The sequence below is a fragment of the Runella sp. genome (genome assembly GCF_027484545.1).
In the GTDB taxonomy this organism is placed as follows: domain Bacteria; phylum Bacteroidota; class Bacteroidia; order Cytophagales; family Spirosomataceae; genus Runella.
On the sequence record NZ_JAIXST010000042.1, the window covers coordinates 1 to 8,638 of the forward strand.

Below are 8,638 nucleotides of genomic sequence, written 5' to 3' on the forward strand. Positions count from 1 at the left end.
AGGCTTGGGCATTTTTTCCCATTCATCTAACTTGGAAAGTAGAATTTCTGTCGCTTTTTGTTTGTCCATCGTTTTTTGTGGCTAATTTAGTATTGCTCTGCATTTATTCGTACACCCAATATGGTTCAATAAAATGTACATTTACTGAAATTGTAGTACAACTGGATTTAATTACAAGCCGGTTATTTCTTTAACTTTTTCAAAAAAAGCCCGTTTGCGAGTAGAACTTATTCCCCAATTGACGGGAACGGATTGGTAGCCGTCGTCGAAGCCTTCGTCCTTCATACGATAATCGAAAAAGCCCCACGAAGCATACGCCTGAGTAGCAGCGACAAAATTGTTCATGGGCTGGTCGAAGTCAAAGTGGTCATCTTCGTTGAACACAAGGGGCATGGGTCGATAGCCGGCCACTGCCCGCGTTTTTTGAACCATCTCCGTAATTTTCGCGGGGTCTTTGACGCCGTTGCCGTGAAGAAGCAGAAAATCAGACTCCTGCACCACACTGGGTTGAGGAATAGCCCCGCCGCCGTAACTGGTACTAACCAACAATCGCCGTCCTTTCACTTTTTTGTTCTTCACCCGTTGAATGAGTTCATGGACGCGGTCGGGTTGCAGAATGGCGTGGTCGTAGCGAACGTTGCATTCGTTGTTGACCTCCACTAAGACGTTTTGATAACCTTGTTCCAAAATCCAATCCGTTGCATTGTCCACCGCCCGAATAACGGCGGCTTCGTCTTTGATTCGTTCGTCTTGGCCAAAATAAAAATACCCTAAAATCACGACCATTCCCAATTCGTCGGCTTTGTCCAGAATGCGTTGCAACTGAGTAAAATAATGAGGTTCCCATGAGCCATCTTCGTTGAAAGCCGAATTGTACCAAGGTTGGTCTTTGGAATAGCCCTGCGGACTTCCTCCCTGTAAATTGAGGGTAATGGCCAGTAAACCATGCTGTTTCCAAACGGGCATCGCAGTCAAAAACTCGTTGGTATTTCGGTCGGCGTCCCATTGTTTGGTGTCAGAATACGCCCATTGGGCGCGCGTTTCCGGGTTTCGGTCATCAAAAATTCCCTGTACCATGCGAGAATTGGGCAGCAGGCCTTCAATGTTATGTCCCTTCCAGCTACGGCCTTTAAACGTAGGTTGCCCGTTTATGTAGAAGTGCTCGCCTTTGATAGACACTTTTGTGGTTCGCTTCGGCGGATTGGCTACTGCCTGAATGGAGAGAATACTCAAAATTACCATTGTCAAACGAAAAAAGGCAGTCATAGTGTTGGGTGTTTTTAATGTCGTATAGACCTTAAAGTTGGGGGCTCGGTCTTCATACTATTGGGGATTAAAACTTCGCAAAAACGTTGCACAACGGCAAAGTTAGGGTCAAGTCACTCAAAAAGATGATGTGCGTCATAACTTTAACGGTTACTTTCAGCGTTTTTTACAGTATCTCCAAAAAAGGCGGGAAGTTTTCGCTTTATATGTGCACCGTTTTGAAACAGTTCAACAACTGCCATCCATGAAAAAGCACTCGATTCTTAAAACGTACGTTTGGGTTATAACTCTACTTTTCCTGAGTAGCCGTGGTTTGTTAGTGGCCCAACTCCCACTGTTAAATGGCTCGGTAAGTGATCAGCGTGTTTCGCCTGCCATCACTGTTACCGAAAATGTACCGGTTGCCGGAAGAACCGCCGGTAGCGGTATTCCTCCCTGGCCGCCTGCCAAAGTCAAAATAGGCTATGTGGTTCCTTCCAATCGCACACCCCAAGCTCATTACAAGGAGAACCTGCAATTTGCCATAGAAATGGCGCAAATGTGGTTTCGTGATAATATGGCGCAAAATGGTTTTGGACCGAAAACGTTTATTTTTGAAACGGAAGAGGGTTCACAAAGGCCAAAAATTCATTTAGTAAATGTTCCCGAAACAGACAGTTATCTGAGAGGAAATAATGGAGGGGAATTATTTGACAGAACAAGGCTTGCCGCCAAAAATGCAGGTCTTACTATTGATTTAGAAGGGGAAGTGTGGGTACTTATCCCCGAGACACAGGTACAACTTCCGGACGGAAGTTGTATCGGCGGGCTGGCTATGGGGGGTGGCGGCGCAAATGGGAACCGCTCAGGGACTGCTGAGTTGGGAAGTAATGTTATTCAATTATTCAATCCTCAACGTCTGTTGGATAATACCAATTATGCAGGCCAAATTATTCCTGAATTAGGGCCTTATCCCTTGGTTCAAAATGTGTCCTTTGCTTGGTTTGAAAAGAGCACATTCAGTTCGGTAGCCTCTTCTTATTTGGGGGCGTTGTGTCATGAAATGGGTCATGCCTTTGGTATAAATCACGATTTTCGTCACGACAATAACTTTTTTGGCGGATTGATGGGTAATGGACTAAGGGGCATAAGGGGTAGTTTTTTTCCTGCTCTCTATCCCGAAGACTATACACGATTGGAATATGGTTCAGCATTACTATTAAATGAAAGTTATTATTTCAATCGTTATAGAAAACCAAGCTATTATGGCCACAATCTGACCGTCTTAACCAACGGTACAGTAAGTCCGGTTGCCGGATTATTAAATATAAGATTTACCGCTTTCTGCTCCGACAGTATTTCTTATGCGCATTTATACGACCATAATGGGCAGCTCATTGACGAACTGGCATTAAACGGATTGAATGTAGATGCTACTTTTAAAACGCCTTATTATCAAGCCGGAACAACTAATTCTTTCAGTATCGCTATAGGTGACAGGCAGGGAAATCGAACGGTTTCTTCCGGTTTTACTTTATCCGTTACGGCTGGTAACCAAGCCCCTAAGCCATTTTTTAAGATATTTTATCCCACTGCCCCCTACCCGGGTAATGCCACGCTGTTTGATGCCTCTGCAACATCCGACCCCAATGGAGGTTCATTTACGACCGAATATGATTTTAATAATGACGGTATTTTTGATACTCCACCCGTTTTTTCGACGTATTTCTATAATATTCCTCAAACAGGACCTTATTTGGCGCGTATTCGCGTCACTGACCCCCAGGGAGCTTTTGCCATTTCAAGCCCCATCAGTGGGAATTATGGAAAAAATTGCGGTATTGATCCTCCAAGTATCTATGGAGCCAACACCATTTGTCCGGGTTCTGTTACGAAACTTTCGGCGTATGGCTGTTACGGAACCATTTTGTGGTCAAACGGCGAAACCACGTCTTCTATCACAGTCAGTCCAACTTCTACGACAAATTATACCGTAACCTGTACTTACGGCTGTAGCCCGCAGTCAAGTCAACCGTTTACAGTTAATATAGTGAATGATACTGCTGTGCTTTCAGCTACTGCTTCATCGGGAGTGCAGCAGGGTGCTCAAACCATTGTTTCAACGCAAACTATACCCGTCGGCAATACGGTGATAAATAGGGCAGCTAATAGTGTTAGCTTGCTCCCCGGCTTTCAAGCGACGAAAGGAAGTGTATTCACTGCCTTGATCCAGGGATGCGGAACGCCGATGGCCCAAGCGGATAATTTGTATGTCGGAGCAGGGAATGCTAAGAAAATGAATGTCCTGTCCAATGACTTTAACCCGGATGGTTCGGCTATCACGGATTTTACACAGATTAATTTACCCGTGATTACTGTCAACCCAACCAAAGGAATCGCAACGGTCAATTCTGACGGAACCATCAGTTATATATCGAATGAAAATACGGGTACTGATAGTTTTGTGTATTCGGTTTGTAATAAAAACAATCCGTCTTTCTGTGCTACTGCCAATGTAACTGCCAATTTGCAAACCTACTTTGACCCCTTTCCAAACAGCAATTTTGAGACCTTAGTTGACTTTGTAAGCGGTAATTCTTTTTCATATTGGCTAAAAGACGGTTGGAAGCCAAATCAGGCCGTATTTTCATGGCTACCGGGGCAGGGGCGTAACGGCTCCAATTGTATCCGAATTTATTCGGGTCCGGCATCGGGTCTGGTACAAAGTAATGATGTGCAGGCGTATCGGATTCTTTATCTTCCTGCTTATACCAATTATGTATTGAAGGGCTGGATAAAAACCGAAAACGTTACCACCAATGCCAACGCGGGGGGAGTAGGCGGCTGTTTGAGTGTCACAACAAACATGAACAACCCAGATTTTCCAACGAGAAGTAAAGACATAAAAGGCACCAATGACTGGACACAGGTTCTGCTACCTTTCAACTCCGGTGATGGTTATGTAAGAATTAGTTGCCGTTTGGGTTTTACCGCCGGAGATTCGGAAGGAACCGCTTATTTTGATGATTTAAAGTTGGAGAAACTTTAGATAAACCTTGCTAATTGACTTTCATTTTGACAATCTCACTGGGTTGGTAGCCAATCCGATGAGCCACGGCATAGATTGAATCTCCTTTTGAGATTGAAAACGGCTTGGAATACACATTCCACGATTTGTCGTTCCCGTGTTTTTTGTAGCCAAGGGAAGCTCCTTTGGTGGGGCAAAGAAGGGCTGCGGTCGTACCGTTCATTGTAATGGTTGGCTGCTGTGTTTGGGGGGCTTTGTCTTTGCCATTCCACCATTTCGCCAGCATTTCTTTTTCCGGAATAGCCCCCATGTCTCCGTATTTTTTAATCCATTCTTGGTGCTTAGTCCGAAGTTCCGTCAGCTTGCCTTTATAGGCAGGGTCGTTTGCCAGATTTTTATATTCGTTGGGATCGGTTTTGGTGTCAAAAAGCTCTTCGTCGGGTTTCCTGTTCCTGAACCAATACATCTGTTGTTCATTCAGTTTGCCTTCCTCTTTCAGCCGAAGGATTTCTTTCATGGAGTTTTGTCCCAAACGATATGTAATGTCCTGATAATACGGTTTTTCGGGCATGTAGTTTTTCAGGTACTTGAATCGCCCGTCGCTTACGGCTCTGACTCTGTCGACTTCAGTATCCATTCGGTCTCGGGCCGCGTAAATGTATTTTCTTGGCGTTTTTGCTTTCTGATTTCCCAAAAAAGCCTGCCCTTGCAGGTAGCTTGGAATCGGAATATTGGCTAATGACAAAATGGTAGGCGCTAAATCAACAAAGCTAATGAGTCGATTATCCACCGTTCCGCCTTTTTCACCTTTGGGAAAACGAATTATCATCGGCACTTTTAACCCACGGTCGTACAGTTCTCTTTTCACAAACGGCAATCCATCACCGTGGTCGCTGTAAAAGAAAATAATCGTATTGTCATATAGTCCGTCGTCTTTGAGTTTTTGGATGATTTCTCCGACTTGTTTGTCCATGATTTGCACATTCGTCAAAAACCGCGCGATGTCTTTTCTGATAATGGCGTTGTCGGGATAATAGGACGGTACTTCCACGTCTTCTGGCTTGACTTGAAGCGGTTCTTTGTCTCGCATAAACACCTGCGATTCGTGCGTAGTCACTAGGTTAATGACCGAGAAAAACGGTTGATTTTTGTCTTTACGACCTCGCCAATCGGCCTTCGTACTATTTTCATCCCAAACTGTGACGGGAGCTACAAACTGATAATCCTGCTTTTCGTTGTTGGTGCAATAGTACCCGACCTTTCTCAAATACTCCGGAAAGCACCGAACCTGCTCAGGAATCAAAGCCGAATAAGAAGGAACGAGGGTGTATTGCTTAGAAGTCGGTGTTTGCAGTGTGCGCATGTGTTGCGTACCGATGGAGGTCTGGTACATGCCCGTGATAATTGATGAACGGCTTGGTGCACATACGCCGGCAGTGGAGAAAACGTGGGTGTAGCGAACCCCTTCTTTGGCCAATTGGTCCAGATGAGGTGTTTTGGTTACTTTATCGCCGTAACTTCCCAAATGCGGCGATAGATCTTCGCACGTAATCCAGAGAATGTTGGGTTGAGATTCGGCGGGAGCCTGATGAAAAACAAAAGCGGTTGAGAGACAAATCACCGTAAGTAGGAGAATAAGGACGGAATTTTGGTGGTATTTCATGCTATTTTTCTATAAAAAGATGGGCAGGACAAGAGCATCGGCTCCGCTTCGTTTTAGGCTTTCGCAGGCATGGAGTAAAAGCTCATAAGAATTGACCCAACCCTTTTCCTGTATATCACTAAAATTCAATGAATAAATGATACACTCTCCAAAGTGCAATCCCCCCAATTTCTCATTGATTCCTTCATTGATAAATTTGTAATAGTCCATGGTGGACACCCAACTCATCCCTCCCACAAGTCCTATTTTTTTCATTTGAGTTGGTTGGTATAAGGCTTTTATCTTACGTTCCTATACGGCAATTTATTTTACAACAAAAATGATGTCTGCCAAAGCCGTAAAAGTTTGTGGCTTGCCTTTAAAATTAAACTCAACTTTCAGGTCTGCAATTTTCTTGCTTTGTGAAATCATCTAAGTAGGAAAGTATAGTCGGTTTCAAAAGGTCAAGATTTCTTTTTAGTTTCCATGAACTGTTGAAGTCATCTGTGTCTACAAGTACGAGGAACAAACGGTTTTCCGAACCAAAACGCATTTCACCTTGGTTTTCATAAAGCCATGTAGCAAGCATTTTTGGATTGTCTTGGACTTCTTTAAGAATTTCAAGCTTTTCATCTTTCAAAGTTGTCAATACAGAAGTGCAAAATTTATCATTTCTATCTTTCATCTTCTCAACAATTTCATAAAAGATGTCGGATGGTTTCGCTTTTTTATCAAAAGCTATTTTCGCTTCTTCTGCTTTCTTTTTTAAGTAAGTTAATTCTACTGGAAAACCTTTTTCTTTTCGCTTGTCTTTTATATATTCGGCTGGCAAGTATGTTACCTTTAAATCAAAAGGAATATCATTGATAAAGAAATCAACTCCTTTGACTTTACCAACACTTGGCAATACATCCGCATGAGATTTGAAGATGTGCTCAATTAAAACACTACTCCAATGGTCGTACCAAGTATTTAATACATATCCACGTACTGCCTCATTAATTTCGGTGTCAAATTTTGATATAAGTGTCTCAAATGAAGGACTTTCAATCTTTACATATCGAGACACTAAATGTTTGTCCAAAGAGTTGCGATAATCTCCACCCCACTTAAAAATCTGAAGTTTATAAAGCTCAGAAATTAATTGCTCAGTGTTAAGTTTTCCAACTTATTTTTCGTTTTCTGCTCTAATATATTCGTCTAAAAGTCTATGGGAATTTGTAGGGTCTTTACAAAGTAAACCAAATAATTCAACGAACTTTTTTTCTAATACAGTTTCTGTAAGAACAATAGCATTGTTGGCTACAAAGTCTACAATAAGTCCCTTACGAATTATTGATTTTGTTTTGAGCCACAAAAGTCCAATAGTATTGTTACTAAATTCTTCAAGTGTCTCACTTTCGTGTAGTTTTTTCCAATAATTAAAGTCCTGCATTTACTAATTGTTGTTGTTGGTTTAAAGAAATAAAATGTTTCTTTTTTGGTTTACAAATGAATAAAATTTCTTTGCTTCCTGCTACACTTCCTTTTCCACCTCTGCCGTTGCTACACGTTTTTGCTTCTACAGTTACTTGCCTATATTTAGAAATTATTTTTTCAAATTTTTCAATACCCGGATAGCTACGATTGTTGTAACTTATTAGCCAATTTGGGATTTCTTCTGACAATTCAAAAAGTTTTTCAAAAGATGTAAGCACATCTCTTTTTTTGTCAAAACCACTAAATCTTTACGGTTCATACCGTTTTATGCCATTTATAAATTCTTTATCTTTCCAATATTCGGTATAGGTTTCAAGCAAATGATAAAAGCCCTGATAGTCTGCATGACTGTCGCAATAAGGGGGGTCAAAATATGCTAAGTCAATATTGTCTATTGTGGGCAAAAGATCTAAAATGTTTTTGTTGAAACTGCGGTTTTCTTTTTCGTTATCAAAAACTGCGTTGTTGTATTTAGGCAATATTTCTTCAAATATTTCTTTGATCGGTCTTATCAAACTTCTGTTACGTTTTATTCTCTCTGGGTCACTTGCATATACTAATGCTTGTGTATGACCAAAATGCCCCATTGTGATTTTTCTTGTCATACTGCGATTGATGATGGTATAAGCAAGAGCTTGTTTAAAAGTATTGTCAAGTAATGGAATATTCGCTCTGAAATTATCCAAAAATTCGGCTTCTTTTTTCTCAAAGAATACATTAGTGAATGTATTCTCCATTAGTTCAAAATCCGTTTTATTTGCGGCAGGTTGATAAAGTAATTTTATATCTTCCTTAGTGAGTTTAACTTCTTTGTTCTCAATTAATGCTAATCCAATTTGATTATTAAAATTCAAAAAGTCATTTGAAAAAGTTGTAAACCACATTTGTTTGAACAAAAATGCAACAGATTGAGAACCTGAAAAAGCGTCAAGTGCAGTTGTTACATTGCGAGGTATGAATTTTTTTATCCATGCCAAATGAGTATGTTTTGCTCCCAAATATTGAGGTTCAGGGAATTGGAAACCGAAATTTTTATCTTCTTTAAATAGCATTTATATTATGTATCTTTGGTTGCCCAACAAATTTAGCAAACTTTCTATGAAGTCAGTCCAATACTTGTACTTTTACAGGTTGAACGCACCTAATAATCTTAATTTAGGGCATAGGTCAAAAATAGCCATATAATTGTTGTTGGTTGTATTTTTGAGGATGGAATGGAAAAAAATATTTGACGAAGTGCCTGA

General features: G+C 41.1%; 9 protein-coding genes. 2 read left to right on the forward strand and 7 right to left on the reverse strand.

Annotated elements, in window-relative coordinates:
* Positions 1-194, forward strand: a 194-nt coding sequence (locus Q0081_RS03800) for a hypothetical protein (RefSeq protein ID WP_298349513.1), incomplete at its 5' end; no start/stop codon positions are given.
* Here the strand turns inward: Q0081_RS03800 and Q0081_RS03805 are convergent.
* Positions 172-1,266, reverse strand: coding sequence for a hypothetical protein (locus Q0081_RS03805; protein ID WP_298349516.1), 1,095 nt, complete (start codon positions 1,264-1,266; stop codon positions 172-174). The two genes, Q0081_RS03800 and Q0081_RS03805, sit on opposite strands and share 23 nt — an antisense overlap.
* 244 nt (positions 1,267-1,510) lie before the next feature.
* On the opposite strand from Q0081_RS03805, the gene Q0081_RS03810 reads away from it, so the two are divergent.
* Entirely contained in the window at positions 1,511-4,294 is a 2,784-nt protein-coding gene (locus Q0081_RS03810) for a 3-coathanger stack domain-containing protein (protein WP_298349520.1), read from the forward strand.
* Between the two features lie 10 nt (positions 4,295-4,304).
* Here Q0081_RS03810 and Q0081_RS03815 read toward each other — a convergent pair whose 3' ends face one another.
* From Q0081_RS03815 to Q0081_RS03840, 6 genes are all read right to left on the reverse strand, one after another.
* Complete coding sequence (locus Q0081_RS03815; protein ID WP_298349522.1) at positions 4,305-5,936, reverse strand: sulfatase; 1,632 nt, start codon at positions 5,934-5,936, stop codon at positions 4,305-4,307.
* Between the two features lie 9 nt (positions 5,937-5,945).
* Positions 5,946-6,191: an aspartate/glutamate racemase family protein gene (locus tag Q0081_RS03820; protein WP_298349525.1), complete on the reverse strand. Its 246-nt coding sequence runs from the start codon at positions 6,189-6,191 to the stop codon at positions 5,946-5,948.
* Positions 6,192-6,306: 115 nt separating this feature from the next.
* Positions 6,307-6,999, reverse strand: a complete 693-nt coding sequence (locus tag Q0081_RS03825) for a hypothetical protein (protein ID WP_298349527.1) — start codon at positions 6,997-6,999, stop codon at positions 6,307-6,309.
* An 84-nt stretch (positions 7,000-7,083) separates the two neighbouring features.
* Positions 7,084-7,350 carry a hypothetical protein gene (locus Q0081_RS03830; RefSeq protein WP_298349531.1) on the reverse strand — a complete coding sequence of 89 codons (267 nt, stop codon included), beginning with the start codon at positions 7,348-7,350 and terminating at the stop codon, positions 7,084-7,086.
* Entirely contained in the window at positions 7,337-7,582 is a 246-nt protein-coding gene (locus tag Q0081_RS03835; RefSeq protein WP_298349533.1) for a hypothetical protein, read from the reverse strand. The genes Q0081_RS03830 and Q0081_RS03835 overlap by 14 nt, the downstream gene beginning before the upstream one ends.
* Positions 7,583-7,642: 60 nt before the next feature.
* Positions 7,643-8,446, reverse strand: coding sequence for a DNA adenine methylase (locus tag Q0081_RS03840; RefSeq protein ID WP_298349536.1), 804 nt, complete (start codon positions 8,444-8,446; stop codon positions 7,643-7,645).
* Between the last annotated feature and the right edge of the window lie 192 nt (positions 8,447-8,638).

Excerpts from the sequence above, each read along its gene's own strand:
- Q0081_RS03805 (WP_298349516.1), bottom strand. The coding sequence starts at position 1,266 with ATGACTGCCTTTTTTCGTTTGACAATGGTAATTTTGAGTATTCTCTCC.
- Q0081_RS03810 (WP_298349520.1), top strand. The coding sequence starts at position 1,511 with ATGAAAAAGCACTCGATTCTTAAAACGTACGTTTGGGTTATAACTCTA.
- Q0081_RS03815 (WP_298349522.1), bottom strand. The coding sequence starts at position 5,936 with ATGAAATACCACCAAAATTCCGTCCTTATTCTCCTACTTACGGTGATT.
- Q0081_RS03820 (WP_298349525.1), bottom strand. The coding sequence starts at position 6,191 with ATGAAAAAAATAGGACTTGTGGGAGGGATGAGTTGGGTGTCCACCATG.
- Q0081_RS03830 (WP_298349531.1), bottom strand. The coding sequence starts at position 7,350 with ATGCAGGACTTTAATTATTGGAAAAAACTACACGAAAGTGAGACACTT.
- Q0081_RS03840 (WP_298349536.1), bottom strand. The coding sequence starts at position 8,446 with ATGCTATTTAAAGAAGATAAAAATTTCGGTTTCCAATTCCCTGAACCT.